This window comes from Ruegeria sp. H6 (assembly GCF_056532975.1).
In genome coordinates this window covers 16,010-32,873 of the sequence record NZ_JBQFOA010000016.1, presented here as the reverse complement: position 1 = coordinate 32,873, position 16,864 = coordinate 16,010, and the positions used below count along the sequence as shown (strand labels likewise).

Below are 16,864 nucleotides of genomic sequence, written 5' to 3'. Positions count from 1 at the left end.
CGCCCCGTTCATCGCTTTGAGTGCAGACTGACACACCGCGGCGGGATCACAAGGGTTTATCCGCGGCCTTGATCTTTGGGCGTGAAACCTCGGCATCGCTTTTCAGCAAAAGCAGCAAGGCAACAACCGTCAGTACTGCCCCAACCAGCACCAGCGGCGCCGGTGTCGGTCGGCCCAGAGCGATTTCCCACAAGATCACCCAACTTGGGATCAGGTAGGTATAGGTCATCACTTTGGCCGAGGGCAGACGCAGCGCCGCAAATTGGACCAGCACAAAGCTGGAAGCCGTCGCAAACAGCGCCAGATACATCAGGTTGATCCAGACAATCGCCGGCAGGTTGGCCCAATCGGTTGCCATGATGTCGGACCAGCCGAACACCATCAGCATGATGCACCCTGCCACCAGCGTACCAAAGGTAAAGACCACCGCAGGCTCCCCCCGGTTCAGACGGCGCACCATGGGCGTGTAAATTGCGTGCGCGGCGCATCCCCAGAAAAAGATAATTTCACCCTGACCCACGTGGAACGCGCGAAAGGCCTGCCAGTCGGCCTGGAAAATCACCCAAAGCGCCCCAACCGCACCAATTGTCAGGGCCAGCGCCATACGGGCCGTCGTCACTTGCCGCAACAGGACCCAACCGGCCAAGGCCGACATCACCGGCGTCAGGGTAAACACCGCCGCCGTGCTGATCGGCGGGGCGGTCTGCAACCCGTAAAACATCAGGACGAAATAGGTGCCGAAGAGCCCGCCCAACACGGCATAGCGCCATGGTGCCTGCGCGGCGCTGCGCGGCAGACCGGTTGTCATCAGCGCCGCCGCACCGATCACCACCGCGGCAATGGCGAAACGCGCGGCTGTAATTGCCGATGGTGCGATCTGGTTGGCGACGATTGAGCCCAGCGAGAAACTGCCCGCCACCAATGCCGAGAAAACCAACATGGCCAGGTGGCCACGCCCCTGTTCGGTCATGGTGCCCAACCCTTGGCCTGTTCTTTCAAATGAGTCAGAAATGCCTGAACCTTGGTGGTCCTGTGCAGGTCCACATGGGTCACAAGCCACAGGTTACCCGCCCATTCCGGCAGCGGCTCGATCACTTCGACCAGATTGGGGTTTCGAGACGCCTCCCACCGCGCCATAAAGCCGATGCCCGCACCGGACAGGACTGCCTCACGAATGCAGAAATTGTTTGTGCATCGGAACGTGATCGAACCCGCCGAGACCGTCTCGCGCAGCCATTTGGAAAACGGCGCGCGGCTGTTTTCGTCGTCGGTGCTGACAAAATGATGTTCCGCAAAGTCTTCGACGCCCGAGGGTTTTCCGTGGCGAGCGATGTAATCCTTGCTGGCGTATAGCCCGACTTCCTGCGTCAAAAACGGCTGAACCACATTGTCCGGCTGGTCTGGCGCGGCACCTGCGCGGATGGCCACATGCGCCTCGCCATATTCAAGACGAAACAGGCGATCGCCGGTAAGGTACCTGACAATCAGGCCCGGATGCATGCGCTGAAACTCGGACAAGGCCGGAACCACAAGCGGCGCCAGTGATCCCAATGAGGTCACGACCAGCTCACCCGAAACATCGTCACCGCGCCCTTTCATCCGACCGACCAGTTGATTGAACTGATCCTCGGTCGCCTGCGCCACACGCATCAGGTCTTCGCCCGCTTCTGTCGGGGTGTAACCGCGTGCGTGACGCTGGAACAGCTTTACACCCAGCCGCGCCTCAATCGCATCGATATGGCGAATGACTGTGGCGTGGTGCACACCCAGCACATCTGCCGCGCCACTGACGGTTCCCATGCGTACCACCTGATAGGCGGTTCTGACTTCGTCCCAATTGTCCATTGCATCTCTTTCATTGTGCAAATTCCAACAATAGGTGTTGGTATATCCGGGTTTTGTTCATCAACGCAACGTTCATATTGAGAGCAGACGCAATTCTCTGACCCAAGGAACCCTGACATGACCAAAACCATCCTGCACATTGATGCCTCTGCCCGCCGATCTGGTTCAGCCACGCGCGAGCTGTCTGATCGTGTTGTTCAGCACCTGAACCCCGGTCGCATCATCCGTCGCGATCTGGCCACCCCCCTGCCATTGCTGACCGAAGACTGGATCAATGCCAACTTCACCCCCGCTGATCAGCGAAGCGATGCCCAGCGAGATCAGCTTTCCCTCTCTGACGATCTGGTCAAAGAACTGCAAGCGGCTGATACGATTGTAATTGGCTTGCCGATCTACAACTTCTCTGTCCCCGCGGCCTTCAAAGCGTGGATTGACCTTGTCGCTCGCGCGGGCCTGACGTTCAGCTATTCGGAAAACGGGCCCAAAGGTCTGTTGGAAGGCAAACGCGCGGTTCTGGCCATCGCATCTGGCGGTACGGCTGTCGGGTCCGAGATCGACTTTGCCACCAACTACGCCCGCCACGTGCTTGGCTTTATCGGCATCACTGATGTCGAGGTTGTCGCCGCCGACAAAATGGCCATGGACGCAGATGCAGCGCTGGCCTCAGCCCGCGAGGCTGTGGCGCGATTGGCCGCCTGAGCCTAGGGCAGCCACGTCACCTCAGCCCCGATCCGGTCGAAAAAGGCCAACAGGTCGGATTGGGGCATTGCAACGGTCCGGTCGTTGACCAGCGGGTGCATATAGATGACATCCGCATCCCGGGCGGCATTGTCCATGATGAATTTCACATCGTTTCCGACGCCATTGATCATCGCCAGCGGGCTGACCGCACCTGGACGGATGCCGAGGTTTTGCATCAGGCGATCTGCCGAGCCAAAGGACAGATTGCCCACCCCCAGATCAGCCGCCAGCGCCTTGAGGTCGATCTCGCGGCTCTGCTCCAGTGTCACCAGATAATTCCGCTTTTTCTTGTCGCGCAGGTACAGGTTCTTCAGCCGCAGGGCCTTCTCGCCCGGCACCATGAACTGGTCTTCGACGGCTTTGGCGTCTTCAACCGTGCGCAATGGCACATGTGTGTGCAGCCGATAGCTCAGACTCCAATCGTCCAACTGCGCCAATAACGCGTCAGAACTAAGCGGCAATGTGTCCTGAAATTCAGATGATGCGTCCATTGGACCCTCCTGTTTGGCATGCTCATCGCCCAACATGCGGGCAAATTCAATCCACGACAGTCCCGGATTTCAGTGTTAGCGTGCCGCCATGAAAGTGACACGCAACACCCAGGACCAATTGATCCTGTCCAACACCCCATGGTTCATCGGCATCTCGCTGGTCGTCTTCATCCTCGTCTTTGTTGGCGCCGGTCTGTTCATGGTCAGCGAAGGCGGTGAGAACATTTTGTTCGGCCTCTTCTTTGCCGTGTTCGGTGGCGGGATGGGGATCGGCGCGTTCTGTGTTTTTGTTCGACGTGTTCAAGTCATTTTTGACCGACGCGACAACAGCATCCTGATCCGCCGGCAATCCATATTCGGGTATGACGCTGTGGAACATGAGCTGTCGAACCTGTCCCACGCCGAGGTGGAAACCACCAACTCAAAGCGTGACGGGAGCTCAACCAAAATGCACCGACCGGTTTTGATTCTGGACAAAGGTATGAGCGCTGGTCGCCACCCGATTGTCGAAGCCTATGTCAGCGGAGGCGGCGCGCAGCGGATGGCGGGTGCGGTCAACGATTGGCTTCCGGCGCACAAAGTTGTCTCGGTTGACACCCGTGGGTGTCTCGAGTAACACCCGCCCAAACATCCGGAAGCCTCTTGATCTTCCGGTCCCTTGAGTCGTTCAGGGATCGCCCCCCACCAGCGAGTTTCGCCCGTGGGGGCAATGCCATTTGGCATGACCCCCACGTCTAATTCAGTGGGAGGGGGCGTTTGTGCATTTAACCGGCGCATCCTATCTAGGGCACGCCAACCGATAACCGGCTAAGGAGGCCGAAGGCATGTTTGAAAATCTATCCGAACGCCTTTCCGGCGTCTTTGACCGGCTGACCAAACAGGGCGCCCTGTCCGAAGAAGACGTCAAAACCGCACTGCGTGAGGTTCGCGTTGCGCTTCTTGAGGCCGACGTCTCGCTGCCCGTGGCCCGCGCTTTCGTCAAGAAGGTGCAGGAACAGGCAACCGGACAAGCCGTCACCAAGTCGATCACCCCCGGTCAGCAAGTCGTCAAGATCGTGCATGACGCACTGGTCGATACCCTGCGCGGCGAAGACGATCCCGGCGCATTGAAGATCGACAACCCGCCTGCCCCGATCCTGATGGTCGGTCTGCAAGGCTCGGGTAAGACGACCACCACCGGTAAGCTGGCCAAACGTCTGAAAGAGAAAGAGGGCAAAAAGGTCCTGATGGCCTCGCTGGACGTCTATCGCCCGGCGGCGATGGATCAGTTGGCGGTTCTGGGCACGCAGGTTGGTGTCGACACGCTGCCGATCGTTCCCGGTCAGAAACCGGTTGATATCGCCAAGCGCGCCAAGCAGCAGGCGACGCTGGGTGGCTATGACGTCTATATGCTCGACACCGCGGGCCGTCTGCATATCGACGAAGTCCTGATGGACGAGGTGGAACAAGTCCGCAACGCGGTTGATCCGCGCGAGACCCTGCTGGTCGTCGACGGTCTGACCGGTCAGGTCGCCGTCGAAGTGGCCGAGGAGTTCGACGCCAAGGTCGGCATTTCGGGCGTGGTTCTGACCCGGATGGATGGCGACGGGCGTGGCGGTGCGGCTCTGTCGATGCGCGCAGTCACCGGCAAGCCGATCCGCTTCGTCGGTCTGGGCGAAAAGATGGACGCGCTTGAGACCTTCGAGCCGGACCGGATCGCCGGTCGTATTCTGGGCATGGGCGACATCGTGGCCTTGGTCGAAAAGGCCCAGGAAACGATGGAGATGGAACAGACCGAGCGCATGATGAAGCGCATGGTCAAGGGTCAGTTCAACATGAACGACCTGAAAATGCAGCTGGAACAGATGATCCAGATGGGCGGTATGCAGGGCATGATGGGCATGATGCCGGGCATGGGCAAGATGGCCAAACAGATGGATCAGGCCGGTCTCGACGACAAGATTCTGCGCCAGCAGATCGCCATGATCCAGTCGATGACTAAGCGCGAACGCGCCAATCCGCAACTGCTGCAAGCCAGCCGAAAAAAGCGGATTGCCGCCGGTTCGGGGATGGAGGTCAGCGACCTCAACAAGCTGCTCAAGATGCACCGGCAGATGTCGGACATGATGAAAAAGATGGGCAAGATGGGCAAAGGCAAGATGCTGAAACAGGCCATGAAAGGCATGTTCGGCAAGGGCGGCCCCAGCCCAGAAGACATGGCAGCCGGCATGGACCCGAAGGCGCTTGAGGCTGCAGCCAAAGCCATGGGCGGACGCGGCGGCCTGCCCGGCATGGGTGGCGGCATGGCGCTGCCGCCGGGCCTCAGCGGGTTCGGGAAGAAGAAGTAACGTGGCTTTCGCCCCCTGCATATCCCAGCGCGCTTGCGCCAAACCGGAGGTTGCCCGATGACCTTCCGGTTCGAAGCTGCGCCCAATGCTCAAGGGGCTGAATTGGCGGCCAAGGTGGCAGGCACCATCCCGATGCTTGAGACTGAACGGCTGGTCTTGCGTGCGCCGCAATTGGCGGACTTCGACACCTATGCCCGGATCGTCGCCAGCCCGCGCGCGCGGTATCTGTCCATCATGTCGCGCGAGGATGCGTGGTACGACTTTGCACAGATGATCGCCATCTGGTCCTTGCGCGGGCACGGGCTTTGGTCTGTCACCGCGAAAGCAGGCGGCCAACTTTTGGGCTTTGTCGTTCTTGGGTTTGAACCCGAAGATCCTGAACCCGAGCTTGGCTTTATCTTCACAGAAGACGGCGAAGGTCAGGGATTTGCATTCGAAGCGGCCCAGGCCGCACGACGCTTTGCGTTTGACCAACTCGGTTGGCACACGATTGCCAGCTTTGTGGTCAAGGGAAACACGCGATCAGAGCGCCTGGCAGAACGCCTTGGTGCAACCGTTGAACGCGAAATCCCCGAGGCGGACGGAACCACGTTGGTTTACCGCCATACGCCATCCTGTGTCGGAGGGTCCGCATGAGCTTGCTGAACATCCCCACACTTGAGACTGAACGCCTGATCATGCGCGCCCCGTCCGAGGTCGATCTGGATGCGGATGCCGCGTTCTTTGCCAGCGACGCCGCGGCTTATGTCGGCGGGCCGATGCGCCGGGATGAGGTGTGGCGGGTCGTTGCCTCGTTGCTCGGTCACTGGGCATTGCGCGGCTATGGCTATTGGAGCGTCGATGAGAAAGACACCGGCGCCTATGTCGGGCGCATCGGGTTGTGGTTTCCCGAAGGCTGGCCCGAGCCCGAGGTCGGCTGGACATTGTTGAACCATGCCACGGGCAAGGGCTATGCGACCGAGGCCGCGCTGGCCGCGCGCGCCCATGCTTATGACGTGCTGGGCTGGGAAACCGCGATCTCTCTGATCGATCTGGACAACCACGCCAGCAAGGCCGTGGCCAAACGTCTGGGCGCACAGTTCGAATATCACTATGACCACCCAAAATTCGGCAAATCCGAGATCTGGCGGCACCCGTCACCCGCCGATCTGGAAAATGGCGGGATGGAGGCTTACGCATGACCTCGTTCACCATCCCAACTGTCGAAACCGACCGCCTGATCCTGCGCGCGCCGCATCTGGATGACCTGCCCACACTAACCGCATTTTTTGCGACTGAGCGCAGCCATATGGTCGGCGGACCAAAAGATGCGTTCGAATGCTGGAGTTCACTGTCGAACCGATTGGGGCATTGGGCCCTCAGAGGATACGGCTTGTGGCACCTGACCGAGAAGGCCAGCGGCTCATTCGTCGGTTGGGCCGGTATGATCTACGTTCCTGGTTGGGCCGAGCCCGAACTGGGCTGGGCCCTGATGGAAGAAGCCGAAGGCAAAGGGCTGGGCTTTGAGGCCGCAGAAGCAGCGCGAGACTATGCTGCACGGTATCAGGGCCTGAACGGTGTGATCTCGTACATTGCCCATGCCAATGACCGCTCGCGCGCTTTGGCCGAGCGGCTTGGCGCAACGCTGGAGATTGAAAAAGCCGAGCTGTTGGGCAAGCACGCCCAGATCTGGCGACACCCGCAGATTGACCTGACCACCGAAAGGACCGGCCAATGACCGACCCCGTGACACAGGCGGCCGCATTGCTGAAAGAGCACCGCGAAAGCATCGACCGGCTGGATGCGATCCTTGTCTACACGCTGGGCGAGCGGTTCAAGCACACGCAGGCCGTTGGCAAGCTTAAAGCGCAACACGACCTTCCCCCGTCCGATCCCACGCGCGAAGCCGCACAGATCGCACGGCTTGAAGACCTGGCAAAAGAGGCCGATCTGGACCCTGATTTTGCCAAGGCTTTCCTGAATTTCATCATTCAGGAAGTCATCCGACACCATAGGAAACATCAAGAATAACTGGGGTCTTCCCAGTCTCGCCATTCAAAGGAGATACCACCATGGCAATGAAAATTCGTCTCGCCCGCGGCGGCTCGAAGAAACGTCCTTTCTATCGCATTGTTGCGGCTGACAGCCGTATGCCCCGCGATGGCCGTTTCATCGAAAAACTGGGCACCTACAACCCGCTGCTGCCGAAAGACAGCGAAGAGCGCGTGAAAATGAACATGGAGCGCATCCAGTACTGGCTGGATCAGGGCGCACAGCCCACCGACCGGATCGCGCGCATGCTGGAAGCAGCCGGTGCCCGTGACAAGGCCGAGCGCAACAACCCCAACAAGGGCACCCCGGGCAAGAAAGCTCAGGAACGCGCGGAAGAGAAAGCGGCCAAAGCTGCTGAGGCGACCGAAGCCGCCGAAGCACCGGCTGAAGAAGTCGCTGCAGAAGAATAAACAGGCGGTCGCGTGCGGGAACAGGCTTTCACCGATGACTTCCGCGCGCAGTTCGATCTGTTGATGCGGCTCCGGCGTGATGTGCGCCGGTTCCGCACCGACGCAATAGACGAGGCAGTGCTGACGCGTTGCCTCGACGCGTTTCGGCTGGCCCCTTCGGTGGGGTTGAGCGAACCCTGGCGCGTCATCCGCGTCGACAGCAAAGCGGCACGGGCCGCTGCGCTGAGAAACTACCAGGCCGCAAATGCGGCGGCACTCGATGGTTATTCCGGCGAGACGGCCCAGCTTTACAGCGGTTTGAAACTTTCGGGCATGCAAGAGGCTCCGGTACAGCTGGCGGTGTTTTGCGACGATGCCACCGACAAGGGGCAAGGGTTGGGCGCAGGTACAATGCCCGAGATGCGGCGCTATTCGGTCGTCTCGGCAATCACGCTTTTCTGGTTGGCGCTGCGCTCCGAAGGGCTGGGGCTGGGCTGGGTGTCAATCCTTGATCCCGACCGGATGGCGCGCGATTTGGATGTGTCTGAGGACTGGCGATTGATCGGCTATTTCTGCGTGGGCTGGCCCGAAGAGTTTTCCGACCAACCCGAACTCGAACGAGCAGGCTGGGAAAACAGGGCAAACGCCTTGCCGGTTGAGGTGCGATAGGCGCATGTTCCGTTTTATTCGGTTAATCATATTCGTTGCCATCGCCTTTGTAGTGGGCGTGTTGTACGAAAGATCGCGCGTCAGAGGCCTGTGCGCTGCGGGCGACGGGAATTGGACACATGGGATTTGCTTGGATTCGGAGCTAAGTTTTGACTGATCTGATTTGCGTAGGCAGCATTGCCGGATCCTATGGCGTCCGTGGTGAGGTGCGGCTGAAAAGTTTTTGCGCAGTTCCGGAAGATATAGAAGCCTATTCGCCCCTGACCGACGAGGCCGGGAAAGATCGCTATCCTGTGGTTCTGACGCGCGCCATCAAGAACGGCTTTGCCGCCCGGCTGGGCGGGGTTGAAACCAAGGAACAGGCTGACGCGTTGAACGGTCTGCGCCTTTATGCGCGCCGCGATCAGCTGCCGTCGCTACCGGATGATGAATTCTATCACACCGACCTGATCGGGCTGGACGTTTACGACACCGGCGGCACGTTGTTGGGACAGGTGAAATCGGTGCAGAACCACGGCGCGGCGGATTTGCTGGAGCTGCACGGTCCAGGGCTGAAAGCCACCGTTTTGCTGCCCTTCACACTGGACGCCGTGCCCACTGTCGATCTTGAGGCTGGGCGCATCGTCGCCGACCCGCCCGAAGGTTTGCTATGATGCGTCGCGTGATGCTGCATCTGGGCCTGCACAAGACCGGGACAACTGCGGCTCAGTCCTTTCTGTTTGAGAACAGACAGCTGATTTGGCCGCGTCACGCCCTGGTCCTGCCCTACAAAACCCGCGGCACCGGCCTGTCCGAGGCCGCAACCCGCTATTCCGTCTACAGCACCCATACTGCGCTGATGGAGTTCAGCAACCAGATGCGCAATTTTCTGACCTCGCTGGATTTCGGCGAACGACGCGGCCTGATCCTCAGCGAAGAGAATTTCGCCGGACTACGCCCCAGCCGCAACCCGGCCATTGGGTACGAAGCCGCCCCCGATCTTGCCGTCGCATTGGTAGGCCTGATCCGCAACCGGTTTGCCGGCCAGCATGTCGAAATCACGATTTACCTGTCCCTCAGACAGCGCGACGCGTGGTTGCACAGCCTGTGGTCACATGATCTTCAACGTACCCGTCTGCTGCAGGATTTTGACAGTTACGCCGCGCGACTGGATGCGATCCCCTCTTTGGACAAGGTCGCAGCCGAGGTGCAAAAACGCCTGCCGCGGATTTCAGTTCGCACCGAATACCTTGAAGACCTGCAAGCCAAATCTTTTGGGCCCGGAACACCTTTTGCCGAGTTTCTCAATTTGGATGCGGAAACCGCCGCTCAGCTTGTTGGGCCAACGAAGTCAAATTCGGGCCTGCCGTCAGACATTCTGCAAGAAATTCTGTCGCTGAACCGATCCCAGATGGACGATGCGGAACTGGACCTTCGGAAAAGCGATCTTGTTGAAAGCACACGCGAAAATCTGATCGGCACGCCATGACTGACACGCCCGGAAAATCCCACGGCCGCAAGGCCCTTCGCCCAACCCTGAAACCGCGTGAGCTGATGACACCAACGCCAGATTTGCATGGCGTATGGAAAGCCAAGATCATAACGCTGTTTCCTTCCGCTTTCCCCGGCGTTCTGGGTGAAAGCCTGACGGGAAAAGCCTTGCAAGAGGGTTTATGGCAGCTGGAAACCGTCGATCTGCGCCAGTTCGGGATCGGCAAACATCGCAATGTCGACGACACGCCCGCCGGAGGTGGCGCTGGTATGGTGCTGCGCGCGGACGTGCTGGGGAATGCCATTGAACACACAATGGCCGATACACATGGGAATTGGCCCTTGATCTACCTCAGCCCGCGAGGACGCCGCATGGATCAGACCATGATGCAAAACCTTGCGCGCTGCGAAGGCATGACCCTGCTTTGTGGCCGCTTCGAAGGGGTGGATGAACGCGTTCTGGAACATTACGGCATCCAAGAGGTCTCGTTGGGTGATTTTGTGATGACCGGTGGCGAAATCGCCGCCCAGGCCCTGATTGACGCTACCGTCCGCCTGATCCCCGGCGTTCTGGGCAACCAGGCTTCGGCTGAAGAGGAAAGCTTTTCCTCCGGTCTGCTGGAACATCCCCAATACACTCGCCCCGCCGAATGGAACGGGCACCCGATCCCGCAGGTCCTGATGTCCGGACATCACGGACATATCGCCAAATGGCGGAGTGATATGTCTGAACAAATCACCCAGACACGTCGCCCGGATCTTTGGGATAAATATCTGTCTTCAAAGAACAAAAAGGCAGACTGACACAGCCTGTGTGACCTGCTGGTCGCAGTTTGGCGATTTGCATCGACTCATCTTTTCGCTGAGCTGAATGCCCGATATTCAATTCATAGAAATTGCGATCTTTTGCATTTTCACATCATTAATTTAAAGGCTGCCCCATGAAAAAAATTGCGTTGTTCGCGCTGCTGGCCGCTTCGGCCTGCTCAACAACTACCACCGAGAGCTCGATTCCCACTCAATCCGGCCACAGCATGCAATCTGCGCGGGTTGCCGTTAACTCGTGTATCGCCGAGGCGGATATCGGTGGCCAAAGCGCTGTTATCGGTGGATATGCCACGAATATCCTGCTGTTTGGCCCCCTCTTCGGGGGTGTGGGCACGGCCTACATTCAGGATGATCTGCGCGAACAGGGCGAGTTTGATCAGGTCGAACGCTGCATGAGCAAACGTGGCTTTGAGCGCCGTGAATTGGATCAGGGCGAGATGTTCTGGCTGAACCAGTCCTTTGGCGAGGAGCGTGAACGGCGCTTGGACCACCTTGTGAGTGGCGGCACGATTGAGACCTACGGCGCGTAATAGGCACCGGTCTTCCAGCGCTCCCATATCTCGGGCGCGCCGTTGAAGGTGTTGATGTCCACCTTTCCCTGCACCCCCGGCACAAGGCCGGTCCCCGTGTATTGCCAGAAGCGCCACACCGCTCGGGGATAGACCTGACGGGGATGCCCCGCCACCGAGCGCAGCCAGAACTCGGTTTTGGGTAGTCGGGCGATATCCGTATCTCCATAGAAATCCACCGTGGTGTACACGATGGGTCGGCGCCCGTAGTGGCGTTCGAGAATGTCCAGAAACCGTTGCGCTTCGGCGCGGACGGTCTTGCCATCCGGGCGCAGCCTGCAGGTTTTGGAATGCGGGGTCCATTCCATGTCCAGCACATGCGGCAGGTCAGCGCCTTTTGGAACATTCTGAATGAACCAACGCGCCTGTTCCTTGGCCGAGCGGCAGAAGTAGTAATAGTGATACGCCCCCCAAGGAACGCCTGCGGCCTGCGCCCCGCGGCGGTGATCTTCGAACAGCGGGTCGGCCACATCTCCACCCTCGGTCGCCTTGATAAAGACGAAACTCACGCCCGAAGCTTTGGCCGTCCTCCAGTCAATGGGGCCTTGCCAACGCGAGACATCCAGCCCGTGCACCGGATACAGCCCCGGATGCCGGTCTTCCCATTCATGTGGCTTTGCGTCGCCAAATTTCGGGTAGATCACAGCAGGCGCGGTTGCGCTGGTAACGGTCTGAGGATCCAGAACCTGAGGCTGTGGCCCGCGCCTGCCGCATGACACCAGAAAAACCGCCAATACGGCCAAAAACATTGCAACGCGCATAACCTGCACCTGTTTGAAATCTGCTCGTGTTTATTGGTACAAGAATGCCTGAACGGGCGCGCATGGCAATGGTGCATTTCAGGCTGGGCAATTTCCCACCGTCCTGGGGCAGATTGGGCTTGATCCCTGTCTTTATTTTCCTTAAACGACCGCAATCCGGTGCCGCCACGTGCGACTCCGGTGTTTTGGTTTGTTCCATATGGTGACGTCGGGCTTTCTTCGGTCAGGACGCCATGCAACAGACCAGACTCAAGGAACAGTCGATCTGACCTCTGGCGGGCTGCACGCAGGACCCGGTGAAGACCAAGAGCTCTCAGGCCGTGCCCAAACTTCGTGGACCAACCACGAGCAGATAGGAGTACCTGCGATGGACCTGATCGCACAGCTTGAGGCGGAACAGATTGCCGCCCTGGGGAAAGACATCCCCGATTTCAAAGCCGGGGACACCATCCGTGTCGGCTTTAAAGTGACCGAAGGGTCGCGTACCCGTGTGCAGAACTACGAAGGCGTCTGCATCGCGCGCAAAGGTGGCAGCGGCATCGCCGGTTCGTTCACCGTCCGCAAAATCTCGTTCGGCGAAGGCGTGGAGCGTGTGTTCCCGCTGCATTCGACCAACATCGACAGCATCACCGTTGTCCGCCGTGGCCGCGTCCGTCGCGCCAAACTGTACTATCTGCGCACCCGTCGCGGTAAATCCGCACGTATCGCAGAGGTCACCAACTACAAGCCCAAGGCTGGCGCCGAGGCGTAAGGAGCGGAAAGATGAAAAAAGACATCCATCCCGATTATCACGTCATCAACGTCAAAATGACCGATGGCACCGTGGTTCAGATGAAATCCACCTGGGGCGCCGAAGGCGATCAGCTGGCTCTGGAAATCGACCCCTCTTCGCACCCGGCCTGGACCGGTGGCACCTCGCGCCTGTTGGACGCCGGTGGTCGCGTTTCGAAGTTCAAAAAGAAATACGAAGGTCTGGGCTTCTAAGCCTTTTCCGTTTCGATTTCGAAAGGCCGTCCCTGGGGGCGGCCTTTTTTGTTGACCAAATGCGTATCACTTCGGCGCGCGTGTCAGTTCCGCCGCGCTGCGCAGCGGCGGGACCGGCCCACGCAACAACACCAGCGCAAGCGCCATACCTAACAGAGCCGCGACCGCAGCGACCAGCATGGCGCTGTCAAACGCATTGTCCTGAAGCTCACGCAAGGCTTTGGCCAACGCACTTCCTGTTGCTGGATCCATCCCCGCGATAATCTGCTGTATCTGGCTGGGGGTCCCATGGGCCAGAGCGTGGGACAAATCCGTTCGTTCACCTGACCCCGAGGGCAGCGCATCGATCACCTGAGACAATCCGCGGCGTGTGGTAATGGCCTCGGCCAGACCACCGACGACGGCGCCCAGGGTAGCGCCAAAATACAAGCAGGCATTGATGACGCCCGATCCCTGCCCCACATGTTCTTCGGGCAGCAGGCGCAGGCCAAGTCGCGGCAGCAGTGAAAAGCAGATGCCCATCCCAATACCAACCACCAACAGCTTCCACCAAATCTCGGCATACTGTGTGGTGTTCGTCGTCGTCATCAGCAACAGGAACCCGCAGGCCATCGCCCCCAACCCGATGACCACAGGCCAACGAAAGCTGTAAGGCGCCAAAAAGCGTGGCGCAGTCACCGAGATCACGAACATACTGAGGCTGAGAGGCATGATCGCCAATCCCGCCCCAACCGAGCTATAGCCAAATGCATCTGGCGATTGGACGAAGGTGTTGAAATAGACAAAAAAGCAGAACAGCGTGAAGCCGGTAAAAAACATCCCCGCCGCCGCCATGAAATAGCGTGGATGGCGGAAGTAGCGCAGCTCAATCAGCGGGTCATCCGTGCGATGCGAAACGACGACCAGAGCAAATGTTGCAACTGCCGAAATGGCCAGCGGGATCAAGGTCAGAGGGGTCGTCCAACCTCCGCTTTCCCCATTGCTCAGGGCAAAGGAGAGAGGTCCAAGAAAGAACAGGATGGCCAGCGCGCCCATAAAGTCGAACCGCGCGCCTTCTTGTCTTGTGTCGGGAATATACTTCAGGCGGCTGACCCTCAGCCCGATGATGAAGGCCAGTGCCAACAAAAACAGATCGACGGCAAACACCGCCCGCCAGCTGATGTAATGTGCAAATGCGCCTCCGAGGATGGGACCGATCCCGATCGCAAGACCGACAATCGCGCCCCAGGCCCCCGTGACACTGGCGCGTTGTTCCTCGGGCGTGGCCGCCGTCAGCAGGGACAAAGAGGTTCCGAACAGCGCCGCAGCCCCGGCCCCTTGCGCGCCACGCCCGAACAACAACATCGCCCCGTCCTGTGCTATCAAGGCCGAGGCGGAGCCAATCGCAAAAACGATCATACCGCCAAAAAAGACGCCCATCTTTCCGGTGATGTCGCCCAGGCGGCTGACGATGGTGACAAGCGTTGCGCTGGCCACGGAATACGTCGCCATCACCCATTGCAGGCCCGACGGGGTCAGGTCGAACTCGGCCTTGAGGTTGGGCAGAATGGTGGTTACGGCGGTTGTATTGAAGCCCACCACCATCATGCAGATCGCCGTCATCGCCAACACCACCCGGGCGTGGGCCTGCGGTGAAGTCTGGGCTGAGGTTGGGTCGTGCATCGATGTCCCCTCGGGCAGAAACTGTTTTACGCAGTGTTTCAGCAGTTTAGCGATTTTCTGCGCCGCGCATAGAGAGCAGTCAAATCCAATAGGACAAGGCAGCCGGCAAAACCAGAATGGTCGCAAGCGTTGAGACCAGAATGAACCCCGCAACGTCGGGTCCGTATTCGGGCATGTGCTGGTCGATAAACAGATAAGTTGCGACCGAAGATGGCATCAAGCAACACAAGATCAGCGCGCCGCGTTCTGTTCCCGTGAAACCAAAGAGCCAAATCAACGCAAGGGCAATCGCGATTGCCATCACCAGGTGCAGAACGGTCAGCAGCACCGCGCGGGCCAGGCTTTGAACGCGCAAGGTAGCCAATGTGTGGCCCAAAGTCAGCAACATCAGCGGGATCGAAAGCCCACCCAGGATGTCAAAGGACTTTGCGACAGGTTGCGGCAGGCTTTGCCCGGTGGCCATCAATCCAAGCGACAGGATGACCGCATATATGATGGGTGACGTGGCGAGCTTTTTGAGCGAAAACGCTCCGGCGGGGATCCACATGCCGACCGTGAAAATGCTGATCAGAACCACGACCACAAAGGCCATCGTATAGGCCATGCCCGCGTCGCCCAGCGCCAGCAACGTGATGGGCAGCCCGATATTGCCCACATTGCCATGCATCAACGGGGTCAGAAAGGCGCGAACCGGCAGGCGCATCGCCTTGAGTGCTGCGAATCCCAAAATGCCGAATCCCGCGATGGCCAGCGCCGCAGCGGCCATCATGTCCAGAAAAGTGCCAACCGCCAGTTGGGTTGTCGATAAATGTGAGATGATCAGCGTCGGATAGCCGACCTTTGAAACGATGCCGCCAATGACCTTGTTGTCGAACGGGGCCTTGATCACAGCCAGCCCATATCCGACACCTGCACAAATCAGAACCGGCAATACCACGTTCAGAACATTGAGAAACAGGTGATCCACATGATACTCCGTGCGCTGCCGGGGCGGCTTTGAATCGCGATCCTCGTGGCTGAAAAGCGCTGGCTGCGCACAACCAAGACCGCACAATCGGCGTTACATTTGCGCCCAGATTGGCACAATCCGGGGTTTAGAGTTCTTCCCTTCCCCTTCCACACAACATATAGTAGCGGGCAACAACGTGTAGATAAACACGGCGGGACTTGGGAACACAAGCATGGCACATATCATCGTAGTGGGGAACGAAAAGGGCGGCGCGGGCAAGTCGACGGTGTCCATGCATGTGGCCACCGCTTTGGCGCGCCTTGGGCACAAGGTCAGTACGCTGGATCTGGACCTGCGGCAACGCAGCCTTGGGCGGTATTTCGAGAACCGCACCAACTTTCTGACAGGCGCCGAGCTGTCCCTGCCCACACCGCGCCATCATGACCTGCCCGAGATTGATGCCAGCAAACTGCAGCCGGGCGAAAACATCTATGACCACCGCTTGTCTGCCGCCGTGGCCGAATTGGAAAGCGACAGCGACTTTATCCTGATCGACTGCCCGGGGTCGCATACCCGTCTGAGCCAAGTGGCGCATTCGCTCGCCGACACTCTGATCACGCCGCTGAACGACAGCTTTATCGATTTCGACCTGCTGGCGCGGATCGATTCCAAGGGTGAAAAAATCCTCGGTCCCTCGGTCTATTCCGAGATGGTCTGGAACGCGCGTCAATTGCGGGCGCAGGCGGGGCTAAAACCCATCGACTGGGTGGTGGTGCGCAACCGCGTGGGCACGCAGCGCATGGTCAACAAGGAAAAGATGCAGCGTGCAATCGAAATGCTGTCGCAACGTATCGGATTCCGCGTTGCGTCGGGTTTTTCAGAACGGGTGATCTTTCGCGAGCTCTTCCCGCGCGGGCTGACCCTGCTGGACCTCAAGGACATCGGCGTCAAACAGCTGAACATCTCGAATATCGCAGCCCGGCAAGAGCTGCGGGACATGATGAAAGAGCTGAACCTGCCCGGGGTTGAGATCGACTTCTGATCGTGCGGCTCTGACCGCACCCCATGACCCAAGTCACCCAGTCAAACCGCTGCTTGGCAAGCTTCCTGACGACGTCCTTGAGCGAAAACTCTGTCTTCGACGTGCC

22 protein-coding genes are annotated in these 16,864 nt (G+C 59.1%); 16 read left to right on the top strand and 6 right to left on the bottom strand.

The window, feature by feature from the left end; genetic code table 11:
- Window positions 1–46 precede the first annotated feature (46 nt).
- Both ACR0AG_RS19980 and ACR0AG_RS19975 read right to left on the bottom strand, forming a co-directional pair.
- The gene (locus tag ACR0AG_RS19980) at window positions 47–970 is read right to left on the bottom strand and encodes a DMT family transporter (protein ID WP_480842050.1); all 924 of its coding nucleotides are present in this window, start codon (window positions 968–970) and stop codon (window positions 47–49) included.
- A complete protein-coding gene (locus tag ACR0AG_RS19975) occupies window positions 967–1,845 on the bottom strand; it encodes a LysR family transcriptional regulator (RefSeq protein WP_480842048.1) in 879 nt (292 codons plus the stop codon). The genes ACR0AG_RS19980 and ACR0AG_RS19975 overlap by 4 nt, the downstream gene beginning before the upstream one ends.
- Window positions 1,846–1,962: 117 nt before the next feature.
- Between ACR0AG_RS19975 and ACR0AG_RS19970 the strand changes: the two genes are divergently transcribed.
- Window positions 1,963–2,544: an FMN-dependent NADH-azoreductase gene (locus ACR0AG_RS19970; protein WP_480842046.1), complete on the top strand. Its 582-nt coding sequence runs from the start codon at window positions 1,963–1,965 to the stop codon at window positions 2,542–2,544.
- 2 nt (window positions 2,545–2,546) lie between these two features.
- On the opposite strand, the gene ACR0AG_RS19965 is transcribed toward ACR0AG_RS19970, so the two are convergent.
- A complete protein-coding gene (locus ACR0AG_RS19965; protein WP_480842044.1) occupies window positions 2,547–3,077 on the bottom strand; it encodes a prolyl-tRNA synthetase associated domain-containing protein in 531 nt (176 codons plus the stop codon).
- An 88-nt stretch (window positions 3,078–3,165) separates the two neighbouring features.
- On the opposite strand from ACR0AG_RS19965, the gene ACR0AG_RS19960 reads away from it, so the two are divergent.
- From ACR0AG_RS19960 to ACR0AG_RS19905, 12 genes are all read left to right on the top strand, one after another.
- Window positions 3,166–3,693, top strand: a complete 528-nt coding sequence (locus tag ACR0AG_RS19960; protein WP_480842042.1) for a hypothetical protein — start codon at window positions 3,166–3,168, stop codon at window positions 3,691–3,693.
- 208 nt (window positions 3,694–3,901) lie between these two features.
- On the top strand, window positions 3,902–5,404 hold the full coding sequence (gene ffh, locus ACR0AG_RS19955) for a signal recognition particle protein (protein ID WP_480842040.1): 1,503 nt from the start codon (window positions 3,902–3,904) through the stop codon (window positions 5,402–5,404).
- A 57-nt stretch (window positions 5,405–5,461) separates the two neighbouring features.
- Entirely contained in the window at window positions 5,462–6,040 is a 579-nt protein-coding gene (locus tag ACR0AG_RS19950; RefSeq protein WP_480842038.1) for a GNAT family N-acetyltransferase, read from the top strand.
- Window positions 6,037–6,585 carry a GNAT family N-acetyltransferase gene (locus ACR0AG_RS19945; protein ID WP_480842036.1) on the top strand — a complete coding sequence of 183 codons (549 nt, stop codon included), beginning with the start codon at window positions 6,037–6,039 and terminating at the stop codon, window positions 6,583–6,585. The genes ACR0AG_RS19950 and ACR0AG_RS19945 overlap by 4 nt, the downstream gene beginning before the upstream one ends.
- Window positions 6,582–7,121, top strand: coding sequence for a GNAT family N-acetyltransferase (locus tag ACR0AG_RS19940; protein WP_480842034.1), 540 nt, complete (start codon window positions 6,582–6,584; stop codon window positions 7,119–7,121). The genes ACR0AG_RS19945 and ACR0AG_RS19940 overlap by 4 nt, the downstream gene beginning before the upstream one ends.
- Window positions 7,118–7,414: a chorismate mutase gene (locus ACR0AG_RS19935; RefSeq protein ID WP_480518466.1), complete on the top strand. Its 297-nt coding sequence runs from the start codon at window positions 7,118–7,120 to the stop codon at window positions 7,412–7,414. Before ACR0AG_RS19940 ends, ACR0AG_RS19935 begins: the two co-directional genes overlap by 4 nt.
- A 41-nt stretch (window positions 7,415–7,455) precedes the next feature.
- Window positions 7,456–7,845 carry a 30S ribosomal protein S16 gene (gene rpsP, locus ACR0AG_RS19930; protein WP_480842032.1) on the top strand — a complete coding sequence of 130 codons (390 nt, stop codon included), beginning with the start codon at window positions 7,456–7,458 and terminating at the stop codon, window positions 7,843–7,845.
- A gap of 12 nt (window positions 7,846–7,857) precedes the next feature.
- Window positions 7,858–8,493 carry a 5,6-dimethylbenzimidazole synthase gene (gene bluB, locus ACR0AG_RS19925; protein WP_480842030.1) on the top strand — a complete coding sequence of 212 codons (636 nt, stop codon included), beginning with the start codon at window positions 7,858–7,860 and terminating at the stop codon, window positions 8,491–8,493.
- Between the two features lie 149 nt (window positions 8,494–8,642).
- On the top strand, window positions 8,643–9,146 hold the full coding sequence (gene rimM / locus ACR0AG_RS19920) for a ribosome maturation factor RimM (protein ID WP_480842028.1): 504 nt from the start codon (window positions 8,643–8,645) through the stop codon (window positions 9,144–9,146).
- Window positions 9,143–9,961: a hypothetical protein gene (locus ACR0AG_RS19915; RefSeq protein WP_480842026.1), complete on the top strand. Its 819-nt coding sequence runs from the start codon at window positions 9,143–9,145 to the stop codon at window positions 9,959–9,961. Before rimM ends, ACR0AG_RS19915 begins: the two co-directional genes overlap by 4 nt.
- Window positions 9,958–10,767 (top strand): tRNA (guanosine(37)-N1)-methyltransferase TrmD, encoded by an 810-nt coding sequence (trmD, locus tag ACR0AG_RS19910; protein ID WP_480842024.1) that lies wholly within the window; start codon window positions 9,958–9,960, stop codon window positions 10,765–10,767. The genes ACR0AG_RS19915 and trmD overlap by 4 nt, the downstream gene beginning before the upstream one ends.
- 137 nt (window positions 10,768–10,904) lie before the next feature.
- Entirely contained in the window at window positions 10,905–11,321 is a 417-nt protein-coding gene (locus ACR0AG_RS19905; RefSeq protein WP_480842022.1) for a hypothetical protein, read from the top strand.
- Here ACR0AG_RS19905 and ACR0AG_RS19900 read toward each other — a convergent pair.
- Window positions 11,309–12,121: a glycoside hydrolase family 25 protein gene (locus ACR0AG_RS19900; RefSeq protein WP_480842020.1), complete on the bottom strand. Its 813-nt coding sequence runs from the start codon at window positions 12,119–12,121 to the stop codon at window positions 11,309–11,311. The two genes, ACR0AG_RS19905 and ACR0AG_RS19900, sit on opposite strands and share 13 nt — an antisense overlap.
- A 367-nt stretch (window positions 12,122–12,488) precedes the next feature.
- Here ACR0AG_RS19900 and rplS point away from each other — a divergent pair, with 367 nt between their 5' ends.
- Complete coding sequence (rplS, locus tag ACR0AG_RS19895) at window positions 12,489–12,872, top strand: 50S ribosomal protein L19 (RefSeq protein WP_039541573.1); 384 nt, start codon at window positions 12,489–12,491, stop codon at window positions 12,870–12,872.
- A gap of 11 nt (window positions 12,873–12,883) precedes the next feature.
- A complete protein-coding gene (gene rpmE, locus ACR0AG_RS19890) occupies window positions 12,884–13,105 on the top strand; it encodes a 50S ribosomal protein L31 (RefSeq protein ID WP_170531455.1) in 222 nt (73 codons plus the stop codon).
- 66 nt (window positions 13,106–13,171) lie between these two features.
- Here the strand turns inward: rpmE and ACR0AG_RS19885 are convergent, their stop codons facing one another.
- Together ACR0AG_RS19885 and ACR0AG_RS19880 are read right to left on the bottom strand one after the other, a co-directional pair.
- Window positions 13,172–14,767: an MFS transporter gene (locus tag ACR0AG_RS19885; RefSeq protein ID WP_480842018.1), complete on the bottom strand. Its 1,596-nt coding sequence runs from the start codon at window positions 14,765–14,767 to the stop codon at window positions 13,172–13,174.
- 79 nt (window positions 14,768–14,846) lie between these two features.
- On the bottom strand, window positions 14,847–15,734 hold the full coding sequence (locus ACR0AG_RS19880) for an AEC family transporter (protein ID WP_480842016.1): 888 nt from the start codon (window positions 15,732–15,734) through the stop codon (window positions 14,847–14,849).
- Between the two features lie 214 nt (window positions 15,735–15,948).
- Here ACR0AG_RS19880 and ACR0AG_RS19875 point away from each other — a divergent pair, with 214 nt between their 5' ends.
- Window positions 15,949–16,758, top strand: a complete 810-nt coding sequence (locus ACR0AG_RS19875; protein ID WP_480842014.1) for a division plane positioning ATPase MipZ — start codon at window positions 15,949–15,951, stop codon at window positions 16,756–16,758.
- The last annotated feature ends 106 nt before the right edge of the window (window positions 16,759–16,864 follow it).

Coding starts and splice junctions, on each gene's coding strand:
- ACR0AG_RS19965 (WP_480842044.1), bottom strand. CDS start 3,077: ATGGACGCATCATCTGAATTTCAGGACACATTGCCGCTTAGTTCTGAC.
- ACR0AG_RS19960 (WP_480842042.1), top strand. CDS start 3,166: ATGAAAGTGACACGCAACACCCAGGACCAATTGATCCTGTCCAACACC.
- ACR0AG_RS19905 (WP_480842022.1), top strand. CDS start 10,905: ATGAAAAAAATTGCGTTGTTCGCGCTGCTGGCCGCTTCGGCCTGCTCA.
- rpsP (WP_480842032.1), top strand. CDS start 7,456: ATGGCAATGAAAATTCGTCTCGCCCGCGGCGGCTCGAAGAAACGTCCT.
- ACR0AG_RS19980 (WP_480842050.1), bottom strand. CDS start 970: ATGACCGAACAGGGGCGTGGCCACCTGGCCATGTTGGTTTTCTCGGCA.
- rpmE (WP_170531455.1), top strand. CDS start 12,884: ATGAAAAAAGACATCCATCCCGATTATCACGTCATCAACGTCAAAATG.
- ACR0AG_RS19950 (WP_480842038.1), top strand. CDS start 5,462: ATGACCTTCCGGTTCGAAGCTGCGCCCAATGCTCAAGGGGCTGAATTG.
- trmD (WP_480842024.1), top strand. CDS start 9,958: ATGACTGACACGCCCGGAAAATCCCACGGCCGCAAGGCCCTTCGCCCA.
- ffh (WP_480842040.1), top strand. CDS start 3,902: ATGTTTGAAAATCTATCCGAACGCCTTTCCGGCGTCTTTGACCGGCTG.
- ACR0AG_RS19970 (WP_480842046.1), top strand. CDS start 1,963: ATGACCAAAACCATCCTGCACATTGATGCCTCTGCCCGCCGATCTGGT.
- ACR0AG_RS19915 (WP_480842026.1), top strand. CDS start 9,143: ATGATGCGTCGCGTGATGCTGCATCTGGGCCTGCACAAGACCGGGACA.
- ACR0AG_RS19940 (WP_480842034.1), top strand. CDS start 6,582: ATGACCTCGTTCACCATCCCAACTGTCGAAACCGACCGCCTGATCCTG.
- ACR0AG_RS19935 (WP_480518466.1), top strand. CDS start 7,118: ATGACCGACCCCGTGACACAGGCGGCCGCATTGCTGAAAGAGCACCGC.
- ACR0AG_RS19945 (WP_480842036.1), top strand. CDS start 6,037: ATGAGCTTGCTGAACATCCCCACACTTGAGACTGAACGCCTGATCATG.
- ACR0AG_RS19875 (WP_480842014.1), top strand. CDS start 15,949: ATGGCACATATCATCGTAGTGGGGAACGAAAAGGGCGGCGCGGGCAAG.
- ACR0AG_RS19975 (WP_480842048.1), bottom strand. CDS start 1,845: ATGGACAATTGGGACGAAGTCAGAACCGCCTATCAGGTGGTACGCATG.
- ACR0AG_RS19885 (WP_480842018.1), bottom strand. CDS start 14,767: ATGCACGACCCAACCTCAGCCCAGACTTCACCGCAGGCCCACGCCCGG.
- rplS (WP_039541573.1), top strand. CDS start 12,489: ATGGACCTGATCGCACAGCTTGAGGCGGAACAGATTGCCGCCCTGGGG.
- ACR0AG_RS19900 (WP_480842020.1), bottom strand. CDS start 12,121: ATGCGCGTTGCAATGTTTTTGGCCGTATTGGCGGTTTTTCTGGTGTCA.